The following is a 19,997-nucleotide window of genomic DNA, read 5'->3' as shown; positions in this document are numbered from 1 at the left end:
AACATGCCACTGGTTGACTCGAATCGAGACTGGTTCGCGTCGCGTTGCACGCATTGAAGCGCCCGCGTACAAGCGCGCATTACCCTACGAAGTGGTTGGTTCATGATCATCGGCACCTGGCTCTTCACGAAGATGCGCGGCGAACTCGTCGGCACGGATGCGGAAGGAAACCGCTACTTTCAGGACAGGCGCCTCGTCCCTGGAATGCGGCGCAAGCGTTGGGTCATGTACAACGGCGTCGCCGAGGCATCGCGAGTTCCTCCCGAATGGCATGGTTGGCTGCATTACACGCTCGCCGAACCGCCGCCCGTCGGCGGCGTACCGCGCAAGCCGTGGCAGAAGGAACATCTTCCCAATCTCACGGGAACCGATCATGCCTACAGGCCTCCGGGCCATGCGCTGTCGGAAGGCGAGAAGCCGAAGCCGGTTTACGAGGCCTGGCGGCCAGGCTGACGCGGCAGGCAGCGAGCAGAGGGCATGAGCGTGGGCCGTAACGTTGTCGAGACGATCGTGGGCGCGCTGGTGCTGGTGGTGGCCGGCGCCTTCGTCGTCTATGCCTTTTCCAAATCCGACCGCGCCGGGCCGGATGGCTACGAGCTCGTCGCCCGGTTTGGGCGCATCGACGGGCTGAAGCGTGGTGCGGACGTGACCTTGAGCGGCGTGAAGGTCGGCAGCGTCACCTCGTTCAGCCTGGATCCGAAGACCTATCAGGCCGTCGTGCGCCTCGGTATCGCATCGAACGTAAATCTGCCGGCGGACACGCACGCCAAGATCGTGAGCGAGTCGCTGCTGGGCGGCATGGTGGTCGTGCTCGAGCCCGGGGGCGACAAGACGATGCTGAAGAGCGGCGGGGAGATCGAGCAGACGCAGGATTCGATCCCGCTCACCGAGCTGATTGCCAAGTTCATGTTCGGCGGCACGGGAAGCAAGTGATGGGCGCCCATTCCTCGAAGGAACCGCCGGTCTGGCGGCAACCCGACGGCAAGCCAGTGTCGTGCCTCGAAAAGATCAAAGTCCTGAACCAGAACATCCAGGAAATCGAAACCCTCTGCGCCGACGCGCTGGAGGACGGAGTTCTGATGGGATGCGACGCCGCGCAGATCAAGCAGGCGCTTCACGAGCTGATCGACGGGTTGACGCCGCCCCGCGCCAAGGATTGAGCATGCGCGGGCTGATCGTGTTTGCCGTCCTGGCAGCCGGTATCGGCACGGCGTCGGCGCAAACACCACTTCCACCCGCGCAGCAACCGCCGCAACGTCCGGGCAATGCCAATCTTCGGCCGGTGCCCGACGGTCCGGGCATACGGTCGGCCGAGCTGCAGGGGCTGGACAAGGTGACCGCCCGCACCCAGCGCTTCTACGCGCCGGTCGGAAAGTCGACGCGCTTCGGCACGCTCGAGATCACCGTCGGCGATTGCCTGGTGAACGTACCCGAGGCACCCCCTGAATCCGTAGCCTATCTCACCATCATCGACCACAAGCCCGGTCAGGCGGAGGAGAAGCTGTTCGCTGGCTGGATGTTTGCCTCGACACCGTCGCTGTCGGCGCTCGACCACGGCGTCTACGATCTGCGCGTGCTCTCCTGCACGATGGCGCAGGGGTCCGCGCCGCCCAGCTCACGCTGAAAAGTCGCCGGCCGGTCGATCGCCTCGGCCAGCCGCGCCTTGAAATCGTCCCGTGGGATCTCGATCGCACCGAAGCTGCGCAGGTGCTCGGTCATGAACTGGCAGTCGAGCAGGGCGAAGCCGCCTCGGATCAGCCGCGCCACCAGATGGACGAGCGCCACCTTCGAGGCATCCCGCTCGCGACTGAACATGCTCTCGCCGAAGAAGGCGGCTCCGATCGAGACGCCGTAGAGCCCACCCACCAGCCGGCCGTCCACGCGGCACTCCAGGCTGTGGGCATGGCCGCGGGCGTGCAACTCCGTGTAAAGGGCGACGATCGGCTCGTTGATCCAGCTTTCCGGATGGCCCGGGCGCGGCTCGGCGCAGGCCCGCACCGTGTCCGCAAAGGCGGTATCGGCGCTCACCTCGAAGTGGCCGCCGCGGACCGTGCGCGCCAGCCGATGCGAAAGATGGAAGCCATCGAGCGGCAGCACCGCGCGCAGGCGCGGATCGAGCCAGTAGAGCTTGGGATCGTCGCGGCTCTCTCCCATGGGAAAGACGCCGATGCGATAGGCCTGCAGCAGGAGGTCCGGGGTGATCTCCAGCATGCCGGCGCTATTTCTTGAGGCCGACCAGCTTCTCCAGCCAGTGGATGTCGTAGTCGCCGTCGATGAAGGCCTGCTCGCCGATGATGCGCCGGTGTAGCGGGATCGTGGTGTCGATGCCGCCGATCACGAATTCCTCGAGCGAGCGCCGCAGGCGCATCAGGCATTCGTTGCGGCTGCTGCCGTTCACGATCAGCTTGGCGACCATCGAATCGTAGTAGGGCGGGATCGAGTAGCCGGCATAGAGGCCGGAATCGACGCGCACGCCCAGGCCGCCGGGCGCGTGATACTCGGTGACGAGGCCGGGGCAGGGCACGAACGTCTCGGGATTCTCGGCGTTGATCCGGCACTCGATGGCATGGCCCTGGATTACTATGTCCTTCTGCGTGAGCCCCAGGGGGGCACCGGAGGCTATGCGGATCTGCTCGCGCACCAGGTCGATACCGGTCACCGCCTCGGTGATCGGGTGCTCGACCTGCAGGCGGGTGTTCATCTCGATGAAGTAGAATTCGCCATCCTGATACAGAAACTCCATCGTGCCGGCGCCGCGATACTTGAGCTTTCGGACGGCATCGGCGGCGAGTTCGCCGATCCTGTTGCGCTGTTCGGCATTGAGGGCCGGCGACGGTGCTTCCTCGAGCACCTTCTGGTGCCGGCGCTGCAGCGAGCAGTCGCGTTCGCCGAGATGAATCCCGGCGCCCAGTCCGTCGCCCAGCACCTGGATCTCGATATGGCGCGGCCGGGGAAGGTACTTTTCGAGATAGACGGCGTCGTTGCTGAATGCGGCCTTGGCTTCGGTGCGTGCGAGGGAGAAGGCCTCCGCGGCGGCCTCCGCATTCTCCACGACCTTCATGCCGCGTCCGCCACCGCCGGCAACGGCCTTGATCAGGACCGGCCACCCGATCTTGCCGCCCAGCTCGATCACTTCCTCGATCGATTCGACCGGGCCGGGCGAACCGGGGACCAGCGGCAGGCCGAGGTCCTTGGCGGTCTGCTTGGCCACGATCTTGTCGCCCATCATGGCGATGTGCTGCGACGTCGGGCCGATGAAGGTGAAACCGTGCGCCTCGACCGCTTCGGCGAAGCGGGCATTCTCCGACAGGAACCCGTAGCCGGGATGGATGGCATCGGCGCCGGCGATTGTCGCGGCCGACAGGATCGCGGGAATGTTGAGATAACTGTCGCGCGCCGCCGGCGGTCCGATGCAGACCGATTCGTCGGCCAGCCGTACATGCATCGCGTCGCTGTCGGCGGTCGAATGGACCGCGACCGTCTGGATGCCCATCTCGCGGCAGGCGCGATGGATGCGGAGGGCGATCTCGCCGCGATTGGCGATCAGGACCTTGTCGAACATCGGCGCCGAGGCCTTCACTCGACGATCATCAGCGGTTCGCCGAACTCCACAGGCAGGGCATTCTCGATCAGGACCTGCATGACGGTACCGGCTTTGGGCGCCTTGATCGGATTGAATGTCTTCATCGCCTCGATGATCAGCAGCGTCTGGCCGGCATTCACCTTGTCGCCCACGGAGACGAAATTCGGCTTGCCGGGCTCCGGTGCCAGATAGGCCGTGCCCACCATCGGCGACTTCACGACACCTGGATGCTTGGAGAGGTCGCCCGCCGCGGCCGGGGCACTGCCGGTTGCGGCGATGGATGCTGCCGCGGCAGCGGGCGCTGCCGCCATCGCGACCGGTGCGGCCTGCACAACAGGGGCGGTCGGGCGGGCGACGCGGACGCGCCGCTCGCCATCGGCCAATTCGATCTCGCCGAGGTTGGTTTCCTCGAGGATCGTCGCCAGCTTGCGGACGAACTCCGTGTCCAGCTCGAACTTTGCCATGGAGAAACGCTCCCGATGTTGGTCAGCGTGCCAGCAGACGCGCCAGCGCCTGGAGGGCAAGGAGATAGCCTTGAGAGCCGAGACCCGCGATCACTCCGACCGCGGCCGGGCTGATGTAGGAATGATGGCGGAATCTCTCACGCTTGTAGATGTTGGAAAGATGGACCTCGATGGCCGGCAGCTCGGCGGCGTTCAGCGCGTCGAGCAGGGCCACGGACGTATGGGTATAGGCCCCGGCATTGATGACGATGCCGGAGTTGCCATCGCGCGCGGCCTGGATGTGGTCGACCAGCACGCCCTCGTGGTTGCTCTGGGCGAACTCGACCTCGAGACCGAGGCGCGCCGCCTCGACGCGGCACGCCGCCTCGACGTCCGCCAGCGTCTCGCGGCCGTAAATCTCCGGCTGACGCTTGCCCAGCATGTTTAGATTGGGCCCATTGAGCACCAGCACCGGCTTCACCGGTGGGCGCTGGGCGGCCTTAGCCAATCCTGCCTCCCAGAATCATAAGAGGCGGGCGTTATAGCATGGGGAGTCGGGGCCACAAGGCGCCCTCAGGGGCGGTTTCTCAACAGCTTGGCATGGGCGAACAGGCGTTCACACAAGCCGTTGAGGGTCTGGCGCTCCTCGGCGGACAGGGCTTGGTAGAGTTCGGCTTCGAATTTCAGGGCCATGGGCACGATATCCGCATGCATCGCGCGGCCTTTCGGCGTGAGATGCAGGGAGGCTCGGCGGCGGTCGTCGAGATCGGCAGACCGTTCGACAAGGCCGCGCCTCATCAGGCCGGCGACGGCTCGGCTGACCGCCACCTTGTCCATGACGATACGCTGACCCACATCGGAGGCGGTGAGGGGGGCGAACCGCCCCAGCGCCGCCATCACACGCCATTGCGTAACGCTGAGGCCATAGGGGCCGGCGTATAGATCGTGCAGTGACTCGCTGACCAGCTGGGCCAGGACGGACAGGCGGTAGGGAAGGAATTTCTCCAGTTCGAGGACTTGCACTTCGCTCGACATAATAGTTACATTTGAAACTAATTCAGCCGGGAGGTCAAACATGGCAAGTGTCAGCGAAGCCAAGATCCTGGAGATCGACGCAGTGAACCCGATGGGCACCGACGGGTTCGAGTTCGTCGAATACACGGCCCCCGATCCCGCGGCGCTCGGCGCCCTGTTCGAGAGCATGGGCTTCACCAAGGTGGCGAAGCATCGCTCCAAGGACGTCTCGCTCTTCCGCCAGGGCGACGTGAATTTCATCGTCAACGGGGAGAAGGAGAGCTTCGCCCAGGGCTTCGCGCGCGTGCACGGACCGAGTGTCTGCGCCATCGCGTTCCGCGTGAAGAATGCCGGTGCTGCCTACAAGCGCGCGCTCTCGCTCGGCGCCTGGGGCGTCGAGGGCAAGGTCGGGCCGATGGAACTCAACATCCCGGCGATAAAGGGTATCGGCGATTCGCTGCTCTATCTCGTGGATCGTTACGGCGAGCGCGGCTCGATCTACGATGTCGACTTCGAGTATCTGCCGGGTGTCGACCGCAATCCCAAGGGCGTCGGCCTGACCTACATCGACCACCTGACCCATAACGTGCATCGCGGCCGCATGGCCGAGTGGGCCGACTTCTACGAACGGCTCTTCAATTTCCGCGAGATCCGCTACTTCGACATCGAGGGCAAGCTGACCGGCCTCAAGTCCAAGGCGATGACCAGCCCCTGTGGCAAGATCCGCATCCCGATCAACGAAAGCTCCGACGACAAGTCGCAGATTCAGGAATACCTTTCCGCCTATCACGGCGAGGGCATCCAGCACATCGCGCTCGGCACCGGCGACATCTACGAGTCGGTCGAGGCACTCAAGCTCAAGGGCGTGCCGTTCCAGGATGTGCCTGACACCTATTACGAACAGGTCGATACACGCCTGCCGGGCCATGGCGAGAACCTCCAGCGGATGTCCGCCGATCGCATCCTGATCGACGGCGCGCCGACCAAGGGCGGTGGCCTATTGCTGCAGATCTTCACCCAGACGGTGATCGGCCCGATCTTCTTCGAGATCATCCAGCGCCGCGGCAACGAGGGCTTCGGCGAGGGCAACTTCCGCGCGCTGTTCGAATCGATCGAACTCGACCAGATCCGCCGCGGCGTACTCAAGGCCTAGAAACGAACAACGGAGGAAACCATGGCCAAGAACTGGATTCCGCTTCGCCAGATCGAGGGCACCGCCTCACGACAGGCACATGTCCGGCTGCCCGAAGGCACCTATGAGCGCGAGATCAGCAAGGAGGGCTTCTTCGGCCCCTCCGCGCAGTTCCACCACAGGCACAAGCCGACCGACTGGGTCGAATTCGACGGCCCGATCCGCCCGCGCGCGCTCGATCTGAACAAGCTGGCGACGGCCCGGACCAATCCCTGGGAAGCCGAGCTCGTCATGGACAACAGCCACATGCAGATGCGCTACTGGCGGCTGGAGGAGCCGATGCGGGAGCTGGCCCGCAACAGCGACGGCGATCAGCTTCTTTTCATCCACGAGGGTAACGGCGCGCTCTTCTGCGACTACGGGCATCTCGACTATGTCGAGGGCGACTATCTCGTCATCCCGCGCGGGACCATGTGGCGCCTGGAGCCCGCGAGGCCCACCGTGTCGCTGATGATCGAGGCGACGAACGATCATTTCACCCTGCCGGAGAAGGGGCTGGTCGGCCGCCACGCGATCTTCGATCCGGCAATGCTCGACACGCCGCGTATCGACGAGGCCTTCCGCGCCCAGCAGGACGAGCGCACCTGGAAGGTCTCGGTGAAACGGCGCAACGCGCTTTCGACCGTGACCTACCCCTTCAATCCGCTCGATGCGGTGGGCTGGCACGGCGATCTCAGCGTCGTTCGCATCAACTGGCGCGACCTGCGGCCGCTGATGAGCCATCGCGCGCATCTGCCGCCGTCGGCGCATACGACCTGGGCGACCGGCCGGTTCGTCGTCTGCACTTTCGTGCCGCGGCCGTTCGAGAGCGACCCGGAGGCGCTGCGCCTGCCGTTCTTCCACAACAACGACGATTTCGAGGAAGTGATCTTCTATCACAAGGGCAGCTTCTTCAGCCGAGACAACATCCATCCCGGCATGATGACGGTCCATCCCACCGGCTTCACCCACGGGCCGCACCCCAAGGCCTTCGATGCCGCGACCAAGGGCGGCAAGACCGAAACCGACGAGGTCGCGGTGATGATCGATACACGCGATGCGCTCGACGTCGCGGCGATGCCGGCCGGTGTCGAGTTCGAGGGGTATGTGAAGTCCTGGCGGCCGCCGGACATGAAACAGGCTGCGGAATAGGGAAGACGCCACAATGAAACTGGGATCGCTCAAGGAAGGCGGCCGCGACGGCACGCTGATCGTGGTGAATCGCGACCTGACGCGCGGCGTCCGGGCCACCACGGTGGCGCCGACGATGCAGAAGGCGTTCGACGACTGGGCGACGATTGCGCCCAAGCTGCGGGCGCTGGCCGAGCAGCTCGAGGACGACAAGGCCGTGGGCTCGTTCGAGCTCGACACGACGGCGCTGGCGGCACCGCTGCCGCGCGCCTACCAGTGGGCCGACGGCTCGGCCTACGTCGTGCATGTCGAACTGGTACGCAAGGCGCGCGGCGTCGAGATGCCGCCGTCCTTCTGGACCGACCCGCTGATGTACCAGGGCGGCTCGGATTCCTTCATCGGGCCCAACGACGAGATCGAGATGGCCGACGAGGCCTGGGGCATCGACTTCGAGGGCGAGATCGGTGTAATCGTCGACGACGTGCCGATGGGCATTTCGCCGGAAGCGGCGCGAAAGCACATCAAGCTGGTCACGATCCTGAACGATGTGTCGCTGCGCAACGTCATCGTGGGCGAACTCGCAAAAGGCTTCGGCTTCTTCCACGGCAAGCCTGCGACGGCCTTTGCTCCCGTTGCCGTGACGCCGGACGAACTCGGCGACGACTGGAACGGCGCGCGGCTCGACCGGCCGCTGATCTCCACGCTCAATGGAAAGGAGTTCGGGCATCCGAACGCCGCGACGGACCTCACGTTCGATTTTGGCCAGCTGATTGCGCACGCCGCGCGCACACGGCACCTGGAGGCGGGGACCATCGTCGGCTCGGGGACGGTGGCGAACCGCGATGCTGCCGTCGGCTGCTCCTGTATCGCCGAGCGGCGCGTGCGCGAGACGATCGATGGCGGCAAGCCCGTAACGCCGTTCATGAGCTTCGGGGATCACATCCGCATCGAGATGTTCGATCGCGCCGGCAAGTCGATCTTCGGGGCGATCGATCAGAAGGTCGTGCGCTACACGCCGCCCGCCTGAGCCGTGCTAGAGTGGCCGCGGAGGCGGTCATGAAGCTCATCGGCTATTTTCGGTCCTCGGCGGCGTTTCGTGTGCGCATTGCGCTCAATCTCAAGGGCATTGCCGTCGAACATGCGTCGCGGCATCTAAGGAGGGGCGAGCAATCGTCGGCTGACTATGCCGCGCTCAATCCGCAGAAGCTCGTGCCGGCGCTGGTGCTGGACGATGGGGCCGTGCTGACCCAGTCGCTGGCCATCATGGAGTATCTGGAGGAGACGCATCCCGAGCCGCCGCTGCTTCCCAGGGAGCCGGTCGGCCGGGCCCGGGTGCGGGCTCTGTCGCTGATCGTGAGTGCGGACATCCATCCCATCCAGAACCTGCGGGTGATGGCCTATCTGCGCCAGAAATTCGATCAGACCGAGGAAAGCGCCTTTGCCTGGTCGCGGCATTGGATCGAAACCGGCTTCGATTCCTACGAGGCGACGCTGGCGCAGCGGGATGGCAGCACCTTCAGCCATGGCGACACGCCTACGATGGCCGACATGTGCCTGGTGCCGCAGGTCTTCAACGCCCTGAGGTTCAAGGTCGACATGAAGCGCTATCCGGCCATCCAGCGCATCCACGATGCCTGCATGAAGCATCCTGCCTTCGATGCGGCGCAGCCTTCGAAGCAGCCGGATGCCGAACCGTGAGGAAGTCCGTCGTCGCTCTCGGCGCCGTCCTGGCCCTGATCGGGATCGGGGCCGCAGCAATCCCGTTTGCCGAGGGCTTCGCGGCGTCTCGTCTCAAGGCCGGCCTCGCGCAGAACGGCGTTCAGGTCGAGATGGTCACAGTCGGGCTGCTCGACCGCAGCATCGCTTTGAGCAACGTGGCGGGCGGACCGAACGGCGAACTGAGGGTCGACGAATGGCAGGCATCCGGGCTGGCCTGGCCACTGGACGAGTTGCTGCAGGGACGCCTGCCGTTGCGCGGCCTGAACTGGGGCGATCCCCTTCATGTCGCACGGCTCTACCTGCGCAATTTCCGGTTGGCCCAACCCGACGCCGGCAATTCCTGGACGATCGGCGAGTTGACCGGCACCAATATCGATCTCCCGCGATATGACTCGACCTATGAGGGACCGTTCCGCAACGAAGTGATGATGGCCCGTCTGCTGGGGGTGCTTTCGGTGGACCGCCTGGAGCAGAGCGGCTTCTCCTATACGTCCTTGGAACTGATGACCCAGAGCGTGGCCCGGCTCACCGTGACGGGGTACGTGCGCGGACTGATCGACTCGCTCGAAATGAAGGACTGGCAGGTCAAGCCGGCAGGCGCACGGATGGCGGGCGTCACCGTCGCAGAGACCACGGCGCGCGGCATCGACCTCCGCCGGCCCATTGCCTTGGCCTCGTCGCTCGACTGGGAGCCGGGGATGCCGATCGGCCGGGTTCCCATGGCTGAGGGGCGCATGTCCGGATTTGGCGGCGATCTCATGACCCGATACGGCCTGTCGCTGGGCAGCGTTTCGACCGAGACCAGGCGTGAAAGCGGCGACGTCGGCCGCTCGCGCCTGCGCGTCGAGGATTTCGTTCTGGCACCCTCGTTGCGCAGCGTCGAGGCGCTCGGCATGCGCATGCTCCTGCAGTCGATGAACGTGAAGGAGGTGCGGCTGGGCTTCGACTGCAGCACCGTCGAGGATCGCGCCCGCCATGCGCTGAAGGTCGAGGATTGCAAGCTGAACGGTCCCGACCTGGTCGATATCACTTTGGCCGCACGGCTCATCGACGTCGATGACGAGTTCTGGAGAACAATCGACGAGGCCGACCCCTTTGGCCTGCTGGGCACCAAGGCGGCGCTGGCCTCGGCCAGGCTGGTGGTCGTCGACAAGAGTCTGCTTCAGCGCAGCCTCCAAGCGAAGGCGCGGCTCAGCGGCCAGCCGGTAGCGGCAGAGCGCGCGGCACTGGCGACCGAGATCCGGCGCTATCAGCCGCCTGGCGTGCTGATCACCCAGGATATGTCGAAGGTTCTCGACGGGGTCGCCCGCTTCGTCGAGCAGGGCGGCGTGCTGACCCTCGACGCCGCGCCGCAGCCGGCGCTGGGCCTGGAAAAGCTCGACTACCTCCTGAAGCCGGGCGCAGACCTCGTGAATGCGCTCGGCTTGACCGCGACGGTGTCCCGCTAGTTCTTCCGGGCGTCGGCGATCAGGGCCTTCAGCGACTCGGCGTCGACCGCGCCCGGCACGAACTGCTTGCCGATGACGAAGGCCGGCGTGCCGCGCACGCCCAGCGCGGCGGCAAGCGCCATGTTGCGGTCGATGATCTGCTTCAGCCTGGGATCTTCCATGTCCTTCTCGAGCTGGGCGACGTCGATGCCGACCGAGGCGGCGGTCTGCAGGATCTTCTCGCGGTCGAGCTTGCCGTTGAATTCCATCAGCGCATTGTGCAGCGCCTGGTGCTTGCCCTGCTTCACCGAAGCGAGCGCGGCCAGGGCGGCGATTCGCGACGGCTCGCCGAGGATCGGCAGGTCCTTGTAGATGATCTTCACTTTGCCGTCGGCCCCGGTGACCGACTTCACCGCCTGGTGGGCGCGCTTGCAGTAGGGGCACTGATAGTCGTTGAACTCGACGATGGTGACGTCGCCCGCGGGATTGCCACCCGTGGGACTGTCGGCGTCGCGGAACAGCTCGGCCTCGCTCTGGCCGATCGCCTTCGCCGCCACGGCATCGCGCTGCGTATCCTGCTTGCGCTCGAGTTCCTGCATGGCCTCGACCAGCACTTCCGGATTGGCCATCAGATAGGCGCGGATGCTCTTTCCGAGGTCGGCCGGAACGGCGGCGGCAGCCGCGACGTCCGGAGCGCTGGACGCGGCCGGGGCGGTCGCGACCCGGGACAGGCTCGTGCGGGTTGCGACAACGGCGCCGACGACGATCAGGCCAGCCATGAGAGCCAGTAGAATTGAACGCATATCGTGTGTTCTCCAGAGTCGGCTACTTGCGGGGCCGGCTGTTGATATAGGCCTTGAGATCCTGCGCCCGCTGCCAGGACGGCGTCCCGGCGGGGAGTTGACGCGAAGCCGCCTCCGCATGGGCCTGGGCTTCGGCACGCTGGCCACGAAGTGCCGCCATCTCGGCCCGTGCGAGGGAGGTCATACCCTGATCGTTGAGTTGGGAGTAGCCCGATGCCATGAGGCGCCAGAGCTCGAAGCTTCCGGCCTCCTGCTGCGAAGCCAGGTTGAGGTTGCGCATCGCCTCCCGGATATTGTCGGGATTGTTGACGTCGAGCAGCGCACGCGCGAGGTCGATCTTCAGGATCGCCGCCGCCGGTGCGAGCTGCACGGCCCGGCGATAGGACGGGATCGCTTCGGCAGCGCGGCCGTTCTCGTAGAGCATCTGGGCCCGCACTTCGTGGAAGTACGGGTCGTTGGGATACTCCTTCAACAATCCGTCGATCGTCAGCAGGGCCGAGCCGAGCGCGCCCTTGCGATAGAGCGCGATGGCGCGGGCATAACGCGCCGGGAGTGATCGGTCGGCTTCACCGTAGCGCTGCAGGGCCGTATCGGGGGCGACGAATCCATAGAGCTTTGCCACCATGCGCTGGTGCAGCATCAGGAATTGCGGCGAGTCGGGCGTGTTGGCATAGGGCGAGTTCGCCGCGGCCTGCTCGAAGGCGGAAATGCGCTCCGGTGTCAGCGGGTGGGTGGTGAGATAGGGGTCGCGGCGGTTGATCGCGAGCTTCTCCTCTCGCTGCAGGTACCGCAGGAACTCGATCGTGCCCTTGGGCGACTGGCCGGTGCGCTGCAGATAGGTGATCGCCGCCTGGTCGGCCGCGCTTTCCTGCGTCTGCGTGTACTTGAGGAAAGACATCAGCGACCCCGGCGCCATCGGTCGCCCGGTGCCGCCGCCATGGCCGCCGCCGCTGCCGCCGGCGCCGGCGCCGCCCGCGACTCCCCCAGCCATGGCGCCGCCCGCCAGGATCGTCTCCAGGATCTGAAGGGTGGAAAGGCTGCGCAGTTCCTCCTGCATGCGGGCGAGGTGCCCGCCGGCGATGTGCCCGCTCTCATGGGCCAAGACGCCGATCAACTGGTTCGGCCGTTCGGTCCGCATGATCAGGCCGGTGTTGATGAAGATGCGCTGACCACCGGCGACGAAGGCGTTGAGCGATCCATCCTGGACGAGCATGATCTCGACGCCGTTGGGGTCGAGACCGGCCGCCTTCCAGATCGGGATCGTGAAGGTCCGGATCGTGCTCTCGATCTCGGCGTCACGGATCAGATTGAGGCGTTGACCTTGCTGAGCCGTCGCGGCACGAAACGGTGCCAGCGCGAAGAGCGTCAGACATAAGAGGGTGGTGATGCGTTTGAACAAGGTCGGCACGGGGCTCAGGCAAGCTAGAAACGGGCGGCGACCGCGTCAATTGCGCAACGCAGCCCTGATCGGGGTTTTCTTGCTGGCCGGTTGTGGCTTTAGTGAGACGGACCGCGCGCGGGATCGCGCCGAGAATGCCGAAAACCCCGCCGGCCTGCCGGAAAACCGGAGAGGCGCATCGATCGTCAGCAAGGGCAGCAGCTTTGCCGCCACCACGGCCGAGGAAAGCCGAGCGGCCGAGGTCGGGCGCGATATTCTGGGCGCCGGCGGAAACGCCACCGATGCCGCCGTCGCGATGTACTTTGCACTCTCTGTGACGCTGCCGTCGGCGGCCTCGCTCGGTGCGTCCGGGGCGTGCGTCGTCCACAATGACAAGACGAAGCAATCCGAAGCCTTCGTGTTTCCTCCCGTGGCGGCGCCCGGGGCCGTCAAGGGTACGCCCTTCTCCGTGCCGAATGGTGTGCGCGCCATCACCCTGATGCATGTCCGTCACGGCCAGCTGCGCTGGGAGCAGACGGTGTCGCCGGCCGAGCGCCTGGCGCGTTTCGGCTTCCAGGTGTCGCGTGCGTTGGCGCGCGACCTGCAGGCGGGCGGTTCTCTGCTGGGTGCAGACGCCGAGGCACGTCGGATCTTCGGCAGCGTCTCGGAGGGCGCGCTTCTCACCCAGCCGGAACTCGCTACGGTGCTGGGCGGCATTCGCCAGCGCGGCGGAGCGGAATTCTTCCAGGGCGCCCTGGCGCGCACCTTTTCCGAACAGGTTTCGCAGGCCGGCGGCAGCCTGCCCCTCGATACGTTGCGTTCGGCGGTGCCGATCTCGTCGGCGCCGATGTCGGTCAGTCACTATCGCAGCCGCGTCTATGTCGCGCCGTCGCCAGCGGCCGGCTCGTCGGTCCTCGCAGGCTGGAACGGGCAGCAGCCGGCCGGCGGCATGCCGGTCGATTCCGGTGGCTTCGCAGGCTTCGCCGCCGTCGACAGCAAGGGCGGGGCGGCTGCCTGTGCGGTCTCGATGGGGCAGCTCTTCGGCGCGCGCGTCGTGGTCCCCGGCAGTGGCATCATGCTGGGCTCGCCCAATCCCGAGGCGGCTTCGGTCAGTCCGATGATCATCGCCAATCCCGGCAATGGCGAGTTCACCTTTGCCGGTGCGGGTGGCGGCGGACCGACAGCCGCCCAGGCCGTCGGGTACGTGGCGCGTGAGGTCATCGAAAGCAGTCGCAATCTGGCGGCGGTCCTGGCAGATCGCCGAGCACAGGGTGGCTTCGTGAACGCCATCGCCTGCCCCTCGGGTCTGCGTGGCAGGCCTGAAGCCTGTCGGACGGGAGCGGATCCCGCCGGTGCCGGCCTCTCGATGATCGCTCAATAGACAGCGACATGGCAGGCAAGCTCTCGCGCCGCTCGGCCGGCGTCGATCCCTTCATCGTCATGGACGTGATGGCCGCCGCTGCCGAGAAGGAAGCGGCGGGTGACGTGGTGATCCATCTCGAGGTCGGGCAGCCGAGCACGCCGGCCCCGAAGGGTGCGCTCGCGGCGGCGCATGCGGCCCTCGACGCAGACAGGATCGGCTACGTCGCCGCGCTGGGCATGCCGGCGCTGCGCGAGCGCATCGCCCGATATTATGGCGAGACCTACGGCGCCGAGGTTTCCCCTGAGCGTGTCATCGTCACGACGGGCTCCTCCGGTGGCTTTCCGCTGGCCTTTCTCGCGAGCTTCGATGCCGGCGACCGCGTGGCGCTGGCGGCCCCCGGCTATCCGGCCTACCGCAACATCCTGGCGGCGCTCAATCTCGAGGCGGTCGACCTGCCAACCTCGGCGGCCGATCGTTTCCAGCCCACGGTCGCGGCCCTCGAGAAAGCCGGTCCCCTCGACGGGCTGATCGTGGCGAGCCCCTCCAATCCGACCGGCACAATGGTCACGCGCGGCGAACTGAAGGCGTTGGCCGACTGGTGCAATGCCAACGGCGTGCGGCTGATCTCCGACGAGATCTATCATGGCATCGTCTATGAGGGCGAAACCCACTCGGCAGCCGAGGTGTCCGACACGGCAATCGTGGTGAACAGCTTCTCCAAGTATTTCTCCATGACCGGATGGCGGGTGGGCTGGCTGGTCGTGCCGCCTGACATGGTTCGGCCGATCGAGCGGCTCGCGCAGAACTTCTTCATCTCGGTGCCGACGCTCAGCCAGTATGCGGCTCTGGCGGCTTTCGACTGCCGCGAAGAACTCGACGGCCACGTGAAGCGCTACCGCACCAACCGCGACCTGCTGATGGCAGGCCTTCCCGCGGCAGGCCTCGACCGGCTGACGCCGGCCCAGGGCGCCTTCTACATCTATGCCGACGTCTCGCACCTCACCAACGACAGCCGCGACTTCTGCAGCCGCATGCTGCGGGAGGCCGGTGTGGCGACGACGCCGGGCGTCGACTTCGACCGCGCGCGCGGGGCCGGCACCTTGCGCATCTCCTTCGCCGGCTCCACCGCGGAGATGGAGGAGGCCGTGCGTCGCCTCAAGCGATGGAGGCGGGTGTGAGGGGGCTTGCGGTCGCGGCAGTGGTCGCACTGCTCCCCATTGCTGCCCTGGCGCAAACCGGCCCGAGCTTCGACTGCGCCAAGGCGTCCAACGGGGCGGAGCGGGCGATCTGCAAGGACCCGGTCATGGCGAAAGCCGACCGCGAGTTGTCAGGCCTTTACACGGCACTCCTCGCCAAACTGAATGGATCGGCGAAGGCGAGTCTGGAAAAGAGCCAGCTCCGCTGGATCGTTGACCGAAATCGAGCCTGCGTGCCGAACGACGATCCCGATGTCATCGGGCGCTGCCTGAAGACGCGTTACGCTGATCGCATCGCCGACCTCAAGGCGTCGGCCGCGGGTCCCTATCCCTTCATCGAGGACCAGTCGATCGAGCGGAGCGGGAAGGTCGGCAAGGTGACCTATTCGATCGATCTTCGCTACCCGCGGTTCGCCGGCACGACGGCCGACTTCACCTCCGTCAATCGTGCCTATGCCGAGGCGGCCACGAAGGCTGCACGCGAAACGACGCCGACGGCCGATGCCGGCCTTGATCGTGAGCAGGAATGGCAGGCCTTGCAGAGCTATTCGCTCTTTCGCCCCGACCCCGATGTCATCACCGTCGCACTGACCTTCTGGGCGTTCACCGGCGGCGCCCATGGTTATGGCAGCACGAGTTGCACGCTCGTCGACCTGCGTACAGGCAAGGCTGTCACGCCCGAAGGGGTATTTGCTCCCGGCGCGCCATGGCTTCAGGAGGTGGTCGCAACCGTCGGCGCGGATCTCAAGAAGCAGTTCGTCGACAATCCCGGCTTCGAGGATGCGCTGCAGCCCAACAAGCTCACCAAGACGGTCAACACCAGCGGCCATTTCTGCTGGCAGGCCGACAAGCTGCAGATCTATTTCAACCAGTACGAGGTCGGTCCTTACTCGGCCGGGCCCTACACGGTCGACATTCCCTACAGTCGGCTGAAGCCGCTGCTGCGCGCCGGCGGCCCCATCTCCCGCTAGTGCAGCCTGCGCCGGTCCCGCGCCGGAATCGCTGAGGCGGGCGGCGTCGCGCGTTCGGTCGCGACCGGCGGCACAGGGCCGGAATGGTGGCTTGCCATGTGCCACCCGTCGGCCAGGCGAACGTAGAGGTTGCTGGCCATGAGCTGGCCATTGCGCAGGACTTCGCGGCAGATCACGAGCGCGAGGCCCGGCCGGCCGACGACCCATTCCTCGGTGCAGCGCACGCGGGGTGCCTCGGGGTGCTTCATGATGGCGCGCCAGCTCGCCATGATCTCCGCGCGCTCGAGGAGGGCGGCCTGGCCGGGATGCAGGCAGATCACCGATCCGGTGGGTGCCCAGATCTGGTCCATGGCAGCGGCGTCGCGATCGTTGAAGGCTTTGTAGAAGGCGCGGTTCGCGGCCAGGACGGCGTCGCGTTCGTCATCGTCGAATTCCGCCAAGAGCGGCGGCAGGCGTGGTGGACGGCGGGGCATTCGACCCTCGAAACTCCCGGGTTGCGCGGCACAGGATTAGCCGACACAGATGAGGCATCCAACCATCGAGATGATGATGTCCATTCCCAAGCTCGAATTCCCGCCATTCCACCTGCCCGCCGAGGCCGAGGCCTTGCGCGGGGAGGTTCGCGCGTTCCTCAAGGAGACGCTGCCCAAGATCCAGTCCGAAGATCGCTTCGCGAGCTGGAACACGCCGTCGCCCGAGTTCAGCAGGGCGCTGGGTGCCAAGGGCTGGCTCGGCATCACCTGGCCCAAACAGTATGGCGGTGCTGAGCGCTCCTTCCTCGACCGCCTGGTCGTGACCGAGGAGCTTCTCGGAAACAGCGCGCCGGCCGGCTCGCACTGGGTCGCCGATCGCCAATCAGGGCCGCTGCTGCTCAAGTTCGGCACGGAACAGCAGCGCCAGGCCATCCTGCCGCGCATCGTGCGCGGCGAGTGCTACTTCAGCATCGGCATGAGCGAACCCGACTCCGGCTCCGATCTGGCCTCCGTGCGCACCCGCGCCGAGCCGGTGCCCGGCGGCTTCCGCGTCAACGGCACCAAGGTCTGGACGTCGGGCGCGCATCGCAACCACTACTGCATCACGCTGGTGCGCACCTCGGGGCAGCACGGCGATCGCCATAAGGGACTGAGCCAGCTCCTGGTCGACCTCAAGACCCCGGGCGTCACCATTCGGCCGATCATCAACCTTGCCGGCCGACACGACTGGAACGAGGTGACCTTCTCGGACGCCTTCATCCCCGAGGATTGCCTGATCGGCAACGAGGGCGACGGCTGGCTGCAGGTCACGAGCGAGCTGGCTTTCGAGCGCTCGGGTCCCGAACGCTTCATGCAGAACGTCTACGTGCTGCGCGAACTGGTACGGGTGCTCGGCCGCCAGCCAGCCAAGCGCACGAGCGCCATCCTGGGCCGCCTGATCGCACGCCTGTGGACCCTGAGGCAGATGTCGACCGCCGTCGCCGGCATGATGCAGGGCGGCAAGTCACCGGCCATCGAGGCGTCGCTGGTGAAGGATCTCGGCACGATCTACCAGCAGGACCTGCCCGAGATCGCGCGCACGCTGGCCGAATCCGACGCTACCACTGAGGACGATCTCGCCGATTTCCTCGACGTCGCCCAGTACGCGTCGATGATGGCGCCGAGCTACACCATCCAGGGCGGCACCACTCAGGTCCTGCGCGGCATCGTCGCCCGCGGCCTCGGTCTGCGCTGAAGGAGGACGATCATGGACCGCGATACCCGTGACATGCTGCTGGAAACCGCCAGCCGCTTCTTCGCCGAGCGCGCCGGCAAGGACATCGTGAACGGCGTCGAGAAGGGCGTATGGCCCGCCGATCTCTGGAAGGAGATCGAGGAGATGGGCCTGCCGCTGATCGCCGTGCCTGAGGAACAGGGCGGGGTCGGCGGAACGCTGGCCGACCTGATGGCGCTGCTGCGGGTGGCCGGCGAGTATGCCGTGCCCGTGCCGGTCGCCGAGACCGCGCTCGCCAACCTGCTGGTCGCGGCCGCGGGCGGCAAGCCCGCCGGCGGCCCGTCGACGGTGGCGCTGGGCGAGCTGTCGTTCCAGGGCAATCGTGTCTCCGGCAAGGTCGCCCGCGTACCCTTCGCGGGTGTCGCCGAGCGCTTCGTCTCGATCGTCACGGCGGGTGGCACGTCGACGCTGGTCGTCGTGCCACGCGAGGCGGTCGCGATCGAGGACACGCCGAGCCACGCCGGCGAACCTTACGGCACCGTGACGTTCGACGGTGCGACGCCCGAATTCTCAGCGGCTACACCGATCAGCGCAGAGCGTGCACTCGAACTCGCCGCACTCGCCCGCACCATGCAGATGGCGGGTGCCGCCGACAAGGTGCTGGCGACGGCGACCGAATACTGCAAGCAACGCGTCCAGTTTGGTCGGCCGATCTCGACGTTCCAGGCGATCCAGCACATGTTGGCCGAGCTGGCGAGCTACGTGGCCGCAACCATCGCCTCGGCAGAGTCCGCGGCGCGCGACGCCGACGAGGGCGGGCTGGAGAAGGGGGGCAGCTTCTCGATCGCCGCCGCCAAGACCCAGGGCTCCGATTTCGCGCACCGGATCGCGGCCCTCTCGCACCAGTCGATGGGTGCCATGGGCTTCACCCACGAGCACATCCTGCATCACTACACGCGCAGGCTCTGGGTGTGGCGCCGCGACTTCGGCAGTGAGAGCTTCTGGGGCGAGAAGATCGGCGAATCCTACGCCAGGGCCGGTAAGGACGAGCTGTGGCCGGCGCTCAGCGAAAGCCGCTACGCCGCCTGACGCAGCCTGATCGACCGGTGCGGCAGACCAGGACTGGTAGCCATCGCGCCGCCGACTTCGGCAGGGCGTGACGCCGAGCGGGCACTTGCAGTCCGGGAATCCCGGGCTGTAGCCTCGTGTTGTCTTGCTCCATTGAGGTAGCCGGAGAGACCCATGGCGTAGTCGACGGCCTGTCGCTATATCCAATGGGATATATCGACCCTGATCTGCCGCTGGAGCGTTTCATGCTGGGTACCCGTCGCGCATTCACGTCTGCCCTCGCGACGGTCCCGTTCATCCTTTCGGCGGGCGGACTCGCGCAACAGGCCGCCGCGCAGGGCAAGGATGTCGTCATTCTTGCCGCCGCCAGCCTAAAGAACGCGCTGGACGAGGCGTCCGCCGCCTGGACCAGGCAGACCGGCAAGGCCACGAGGATTTCCTACGCCGCCAGCTCGGCGCTGGCCCGGCAGATCGAGGGCGGCATTCCGGCCGACATCTTCATTTCGGCCGACGTGCCGTGGATGGACTATGTCGCGGAGCGCAAGCTCATCAAATCGGCGAGCCGCTCGAACTTCCTCGGCAACGAGATCGTCCTTGTCGCCGGCAAGGACTCCAGGATCGACCTCAGGATCGACAAGAGCTTCAACCTGCGCGGCGCGCTAGGCAAGGACGGCCGCCTCGCCATGGGCAACGTCGACGCGGTGCCAGCGGGCAGATATGGCAAGGCGGCGCTGGAGTACCTCGGCGTCTGGTCGTCGGTCTCCGACCGTGTGGCGCAGGCCGAGAATGTCCGCATGGCGCTGACACTGGTGTCCCGCGGCGAGGCGCCGCTCGGCATCGTCTACAAGACCGATGCGGCCTCCGATCCAGCGGTGCGCATCGTCGGCGCCTTTCCGGCCGATTCGCATCCCGCGATTATCTATCCGATGGCGCTGCTGGCCAGCTCGACCAACCCTGATGCGCAGGCCTTGGTCGACTATCTCAAGATGCCAGCGGCAAGCCCGTTCTTCGAGAAGCATGGCTTCACGGTACTGAAGTAGCACC

At 66.2% G+C, this 19,997-nt stretch carries 23 protein-coding genes; 15 read left to right on the top strand and 8 right to left on the bottom strand.

Annotated elements, in window-relative coordinates; genetic code table 11:
• Nucleotides 1-102 precede the first annotated feature (102 nt).
• The 4 genes from Q7V45_RS11955 to Q7V45_RS11940 are packed head-to-tail and all read left to right on the top strand — an operon-like array spanning nt 103 to nt 1,624.
• On the top strand, nt 103-453 hold the full coding sequence (locus Q7V45_RS11955; RefSeq protein WP_304852119.1) for an NADH:ubiquinone oxidoreductase subunit NDUFA12: 351 nt from the start codon (nt 103-105) through the stop codon (nt 451-453).
• A 24-nt stretch (nt 454-477) separates the two neighbouring features.
• Entirely contained in the window at nt 478-933 is a 456-nt protein-coding gene (mlaD, locus tag Q7V45_RS11950) for an outer membrane lipid asymmetry maintenance protein MlaD (protein ID WP_304852117.1), read from the top strand.
• Nucleotides 933-1,160: a hypothetical protein gene (locus Q7V45_RS11945; RefSeq protein WP_304852115.1), complete on the top strand. Its 228-nt coding sequence runs from the start codon at nt 933-935 to the stop codon at nt 1,158-1,160. The genes mlaD and Q7V45_RS11945 overlap by 1 nt, the downstream gene beginning before the upstream one ends.
• Nucleotides 1,161-1,162: 2 nt before the next feature.
• Nucleotides 1,163-1,624 (top strand): DUF2155 domain-containing protein, encoded by a 462-nt coding sequence (locus Q7V45_RS11940; RefSeq protein WP_304852113.1) that lies wholly within the window; start codon nt 1,163-1,165, stop codon nt 1,622-1,624.
• Here the strand turns inward: Q7V45_RS11940 and aat are convergent.
• The 5 genes from aat to Q7V45_RS11915 all read right to left on the bottom strand — a co-directional run bounded on the left by aat (nt 1,561) and on the right by Q7V45_RS11915 (nt 5,061).
• On the bottom strand, nt 1,561-2,211 hold the full coding sequence (gene aat / locus Q7V45_RS11935) for a leucyl/phenylalanyl-tRNA--protein transferase (RefSeq protein WP_304852111.1): 651 nt from the start codon (nt 2,209-2,211) through the stop codon (nt 1,561-1,563). The genes Q7V45_RS11940 and aat overlap by 64 nt on opposite strands.
• Nucleotides 2,212-2,218: 7 nt before the next feature.
• Nucleotides 2,219-3,562 carry an acetyl-CoA carboxylase biotin carboxylase subunit gene (accC, locus tag Q7V45_RS11930; protein ID WP_304852232.1) on the bottom strand — a complete coding sequence of 448 codons (1,344 nt, stop codon included), beginning with the start codon at nt 3,560-3,562 and terminating at the stop codon, nt 2,219-2,221.
• Nucleotides 3,563-3,576: 14 nt separating this feature from the next.
• Nucleotides 3,577-4,047, bottom strand: coding sequence for an acetyl-CoA carboxylase biotin carboxyl carrier protein (gene accB / locus Q7V45_RS11925; protein WP_304852108.1), 471 nt, complete (start codon nt 4,045-4,047; stop codon nt 3,577-3,579).
• Between the two features lie 22 nt (nt 4,048-4,069).
• Entirely contained in the window at nt 4,070-4,534 is a 465-nt protein-coding gene (gene aroQ / locus Q7V45_RS11920; RefSeq protein ID WP_304852106.1) for a type II 3-dehydroquinate dehydratase, read from the bottom strand.
• A gap of 65 nt (nt 4,535-4,599) precedes the next feature.
• Entirely contained in the window at nt 4,600-5,061 is a 462-nt protein-coding gene (locus tag Q7V45_RS11915) for a MarR family winged helix-turn-helix transcriptional regulator (protein ID WP_304852104.1), read from the bottom strand.
• A 40-nt stretch (nt 5,062-5,101) separates the two neighbouring features.
• On the opposite strand from Q7V45_RS11915, the gene hppD reads away from it, so the two are divergent.
• From hppD to Q7V45_RS11890, 5 genes are read left to right on the top strand one after another with little or no spacing between them, the layout of a single operon-like run.
• Complete coding sequence (hppD, locus tag Q7V45_RS11910) at nt 5,102-6,193, top strand: 4-hydroxyphenylpyruvate dioxygenase (protein WP_304852101.1); 1,092 nt, start codon at nt 5,102-5,104, stop codon at nt 6,191-6,193.
• A 21-nt stretch (nt 6,194-6,214) separates the two neighbouring features.
• Nucleotides 6,215-7,363, top strand: a complete 1,149-nt coding sequence (locus Q7V45_RS11905) for a homogentisate 1,2-dioxygenase (RefSeq protein ID WP_304852099.1) — start codon at nt 6,215-6,217, stop codon at nt 7,361-7,363.
• Between the two features lie 13 nt (nt 7,364-7,376).
• Nucleotides 7,377-8,369 carry a fumarylacetoacetate hydrolase family protein gene (locus Q7V45_RS11900; RefSeq protein ID WP_304852097.1) on the top strand — a complete coding sequence of 331 codons (993 nt, stop codon included), beginning with the start codon at nt 7,377-7,379 and terminating at the stop codon, nt 8,367-8,369.
• A gap of 29 nt (nt 8,370-8,398) precedes the next feature.
• Nucleotides 8,399-9,040: a maleylacetoacetate isomerase gene (gene maiA, locus Q7V45_RS11895; protein ID WP_304852094.1), complete on the top strand. Its 642-nt coding sequence runs from the start codon at nt 8,399-8,401 to the stop codon at nt 9,038-9,040.
• The gene (locus tag Q7V45_RS11890; RefSeq protein WP_304852091.1) at nt 9,037-10,509 is read left to right on the top strand and encodes a hypothetical protein; all 1,473 of its coding nucleotides are present in this window, start codon (nt 9,037-9,039) and stop codon (nt 10,507-10,509) included. Before maiA ends, Q7V45_RS11890 begins: the two co-directional genes overlap by 4 nt.
• Here the strand turns inward: Q7V45_RS11890 and Q7V45_RS11885 are convergent.
• Both Q7V45_RS11885 and Q7V45_RS11880 read right to left on the bottom strand, forming a co-directional pair.
• On the bottom strand, nt 10,506-11,291 hold the full coding sequence (locus Q7V45_RS11885; protein ID WP_304852088.1) for a DsbA family protein: 786 nt from the start codon (nt 11,289-11,291) through the stop codon (nt 10,506-10,508). The genes Q7V45_RS11890 and Q7V45_RS11885 overlap by 4 nt on opposite strands.
• 22 nt (nt 11,292-11,313) lie before the next feature.
• On the bottom strand, nt 11,314-12,699 hold the full coding sequence (locus Q7V45_RS11880) for a M48 family metalloprotease (protein ID WP_304852085.1): 1,386 nt from the start codon (nt 12,697-12,699) through the stop codon (nt 11,314-11,316).
• Nucleotides 12,700-12,739: 40 nt separating this feature from the next.
• Between Q7V45_RS11880 and Q7V45_RS11875 the strand changes: the two genes are divergently transcribed.
• The 3 genes from Q7V45_RS11875 to Q7V45_RS11865 are packed head-to-tail and all read left to right on the top strand — an operon-like array spanning nt 12,740 to nt 16,199.
• On the top strand, nt 12,740-14,050 hold the full coding sequence (locus tag Q7V45_RS11875) for a gamma-glutamyltransferase (RefSeq protein WP_304852082.1): 1,311 nt from the start codon (nt 12,740-12,742) through the stop codon (nt 14,048-14,050).
• A gap of 8 nt (nt 14,051-14,058) precedes the next feature.
• Nucleotides 14,059-15,210: a pyridoxal phosphate-dependent aminotransferase gene (locus Q7V45_RS11870; RefSeq protein ID WP_304852078.1), complete on the top strand. Its 1,152-nt coding sequence runs from the start codon at nt 14,059-14,061 to the stop codon at nt 15,208-15,210.
• Nucleotides 15,207-16,199 carry a DUF3298 domain-containing protein gene (locus Q7V45_RS11865; RefSeq protein WP_304852075.1) on the top strand — a complete coding sequence of 331 codons (993 nt, stop codon included), beginning with the start codon at nt 15,207-15,209 and terminating at the stop codon, nt 16,197-16,199. Before Q7V45_RS11870 ends, Q7V45_RS11865 begins: the two co-directional genes overlap by 4 nt.
• Here the strand turns inward: Q7V45_RS11865 and Q7V45_RS11860 are convergent.
• Complete coding sequence (locus Q7V45_RS11860; RefSeq protein ID WP_304852071.1) at nt 16,196-16,672, bottom strand: nuclear transport factor 2 family protein; 477 nt, start codon at nt 16,670-16,672, stop codon at nt 16,196-16,198. The genes Q7V45_RS11865 and Q7V45_RS11860 overlap by 4 nt on opposite strands.
• 49 nt (nt 16,673-16,721) lie before the next feature.
• On the opposite strand from Q7V45_RS11860, the gene Q7V45_RS11855 reads away from it, so the two are divergent.
• The 3 genes from Q7V45_RS11855 to modA all read left to right on the top strand — a co-directional run bounded on the left by Q7V45_RS11855 (nt 16,722) and on the right by modA (nt 19,993).
• Nucleotides 16,722-17,906 carry an acyl-CoA dehydrogenase family protein gene (locus Q7V45_RS11855; protein WP_370692592.1) on the top strand — a complete coding sequence of 395 codons (1,185 nt, stop codon included), beginning with the start codon at nt 16,722-16,724 and terminating at the stop codon, nt 17,904-17,906.
• A gap of 12 nt (nt 17,907-17,918) precedes the next feature.
• Nucleotides 17,919-18,974: an acyl-CoA dehydrogenase family protein gene (locus tag Q7V45_RS11850; RefSeq protein ID WP_304852068.1), complete on the top strand. Its 1,056-nt coding sequence runs from the start codon at nt 17,919-17,921 to the stop codon at nt 18,972-18,974.
• A 224-nt stretch (nt 18,975-19,198) separates the two neighbouring features.
• Complete coding sequence (gene modA / locus Q7V45_RS11845) at nt 19,199-19,993, top strand: molybdate ABC transporter substrate-binding protein (RefSeq protein WP_304852065.1); 795 nt, start codon at nt 19,199-19,201, stop codon at nt 19,991-19,993.
• The last annotated feature ends 4 nt before the right edge of the window (nt 19,994-19,997 follow it).

The organism is Reyranella sp., assembly GCF_030651995.1.
Classification (GTDB): domain Bacteria; phylum Pseudomonadota; class Alphaproteobacteria; order Reyranellales; family Reyranellaceae; genus Reyranella.
The sequence above is the reverse complement of the archived record's forward strand: the minus strand, read 5'-3'. Positions and strand labels throughout refer to the sequence as shown.

What these genes read in the sequence shown, in the direction of transcription:
- Q7V45_RS11955 (WP_304852119.1), top strand. Translation starts at nt 103, where the DNA reads ATGATCATCGGCACCTGGCTCTTCACGAAGATGCGCGGCGAACTCGTC.
- accC (WP_304852232.1), bottom strand. Translation starts at nt 3,562, where the DNA reads ATGTTCGACAAGGTCCTGATCGCCAATCGCGGCGAGATCGCCCTCCGC.
- hppD (WP_304852101.1), top strand. Translation starts at nt 5,102, where the DNA reads ATGGCAAGTGTCAGCGAAGCCAAGATCCTGGAGATCGACGCAGTGAAC.
- modA (WP_304852065.1), top strand. Translation starts at nt 19,199, where the DNA reads ATGCTGGGTACCCGTCGCGCATTCACGTCTGCCCTCGCGACGGTCCCG.
- Q7V45_RS11855 (WP_370692592.1), top strand. Translation starts at nt 16,722, where the DNA reads ATGAGGCATCCAACCATCGAGATGATGATGTCCATTCCCAAGCTCGAA.
- Q7V45_RS11860 (WP_304852071.1), bottom strand. Translation starts at nt 16,672, where the DNA reads ATGCCCCGCCGTCCACCACGCCTGCCGCCGCTCTTGGCGGAATTCGAC.
- Q7V45_RS11915 (WP_304852104.1), bottom strand. Translation starts at nt 5,061, where the DNA reads ATGTCGAGCGAAGTGCAAGTCCTCGAACTGGAGAAATTCCTTCCCTAC.
- aat (WP_304852111.1), bottom strand. Translation starts at nt 2,211, where the DNA reads ATGCTGGAGATCACCCCGGACCTCCTGCTGCAGGCCTATCGCATCGGC.
- Q7V45_RS11850 (WP_304852068.1), top strand. Translation starts at nt 17,919, where the DNA reads ATGGACCGCGATACCCGTGACATGCTGCTGGAAACCGCCAGCCGCTTC.
- Q7V45_RS11940 (WP_304852113.1), top strand. Translation starts at nt 1,163, where the DNA reads ATGCGCGGGCTGATCGTGTTTGCCGTCCTGGCAGCCGGTATCGGCACG.
- Q7V45_RS11900 (WP_304852097.1), top strand. Translation starts at nt 7,377, where the DNA reads ATGAAACTGGGATCGCTCAAGGAAGGCGGCCGCGACGGCACGCTGATC.
- mlaD (WP_304852117.1), top strand. Translation starts at nt 478, where the DNA reads ATGAGCGTGGGCCGTAACGTTGTCGAGACGATCGTGGGCGCGCTGGTG.
- Q7V45_RS11885 (WP_304852088.1), bottom strand. Translation starts at nt 11,291, where the DNA reads ATGCGTTCAATTCTACTGGCTCTCATGGCTGGCCTGATCGTCGTCGGC.
- Q7V45_RS11905 (WP_304852099.1), top strand. Translation starts at nt 6,215, where the DNA reads ATGGCCAAGAACTGGATTCCGCTTCGCCAGATCGAGGGCACCGCCTCA.
- maiA (WP_304852094.1), top strand. Translation starts at nt 8,399, where the DNA reads ATGAAGCTCATCGGCTATTTTCGGTCCTCGGCGGCGTTTCGTGTGCGC.
- Q7V45_RS11945 (WP_304852115.1), top strand. Translation starts at nt 933, where the DNA reads ATGGGCGCCCATTCCTCGAAGGAACCGCCGGTCTGGCGGCAACCCGAC.
- Q7V45_RS11870 (WP_304852078.1), top strand. Translation starts at nt 14,059, where the DNA reads ATGGCAGGCAAGCTCTCGCGCCGCTCGGCCGGCGTCGATCCCTTCATC.
- accB (WP_304852108.1), bottom strand. Translation starts at nt 4,047, where the DNA reads ATGGCAAAGTTCGAGCTGGACACGGAGTTCGTCCGCAAGCTGGCGACG.